Origin of the sequence: Streptomyces sp. SID3343 (assembly GCF_009865215.1) — a bacterium.
In the GTDB taxonomy this organism is placed as follows: Bacteria; Actinomycetota; Actinomycetes; order Streptomycetales; family Streptomycetaceae; genus Embleya.
The window spans coordinates 1-1,348 of the sequence record NZ_WWJX01000542.1 but is presented as its reverse complement, the minus strand read 5'-3'; the positions used below and the strand labels follow the sequence as shown (position 1 = coordinate 1,348).

The following is a 1,348-nucleotide window of genomic DNA, read 5'->3' as shown; positions in this document are numbered from 1 at the left end:
CACGCGACCCTGGCCGAAGTCTCGACCGAGCCGATCGAACGGGCGCGTCACCTCGCGTTGGCCTCGCCCGGCCCGGACGAGAGGGTCGCGGCGACCCTGATGACCGCCGCCGAACAGGCCCGCCGCCGCGGCCTGCCCGACGAGGCCGCGTCCCTGACCCGGCTCGCCGTCGCGCGTACCCCCGACGAACACGCCGACCGCCGCCGCGAACGCTGCCTCCTGGGCTCCGCCCACGCGTACGCGGCCACCGACTACGAACTCTGCCGCGAACTCGCCCACCGCGTCTTCGCCCTCGCGCCCACCCCCGCGCAACGCGTCCGCGCCTGCATCCAGATCATCAACGCGGCCAACCAGGCGCTGTACGACCTCGACGAGGTGTTCGCCGAGGCCTTCGCCCAGGTCGGCGACGACACGTGCGGCCGGGCCCGTCTGCACTACCTGCGGGCGTTCAAGGCGCATGCCAGCGACGGTGATTCGGCGATCGCGTGGACCGAGGCGGCCCGAGCGGCGGTCCTCGCCCGGCGTGGCGGCGATCGGTCCACCGAACAGGTGGCGCTGGCGTTCCAGGCGTTCGTGGGCACCCTCCAGGGCCGCCCGGACGCGGACGAACCACTCACCCGAGCGCTGGCCCGCCCGCAGGACGCGGGGCCCACCGGCGGCCACAACGGCCCCCGGGGCATCAGAGCGCGGCTGGACTTCTTCGCCGACCGACTCGCCCGGTCCGGCGCCGAGTTCGACCGGATGTTGCGCCGGGCCAGGGAGTCGGACGACGCGGAGGAGACGGTCTTCCTGCTGTGCGGAAAGGTCGACGTCGAGGCCCGGGCCGGGCGCTGCGACCGGGCGATGGAAGCCGCCCGCGAGGTGTTGGACCTGGCACGCGAGATCGGTGCCAACCTGGGTCAGGTGTACTACGCGGCGGCGGTCGCGGAGGCCGCCGGTGGGGACTTGGAGCGGGGCGCCGCGCTGGCGCGCGAGAGTGTGCGGATCGCGCGGGAGGATCAGGATCTGGTGTACCTGCCGCTCGCGTGGTGCGTCCTGGGCCAGATCCGCCATCGGCTGCGTGACCCGGTCGCCGCCGTGGAGTGCCTGAGTCGGGCGCGCGCGATCGCGGTGCGGCGCGGCATCGTCGATCCGGCGGCGATCCCGTGGTCGGTGGATCTCGCCGAGGCGTTGGTGGCGGTGGGCGACCACGACCGGGCCGAAGCGATCGTGCGCGATGTGCAACAGACGGCGGATCGGCTCGGCCGGCACGGCGTGTACGCGTCGTTGTCGCGGGCCGACGCGCTGCTGCGGGGCGAGTCGGGCGACCTGGCGAGCGCGGCTGCCTACCTGCGCGACACCGCCGCGC

The 1,348-nt window shown here is 74.6% G+C and carries 1 pseudogene; it reads left to right on the top strand.

What is annotated here, in order from left to right:
• A pseudogene (locus GT354_RS16750) lies at nucleotides 1-1,348 on the top strand (helix-turn-helix transcriptional regulator); the annotation flags it as partial.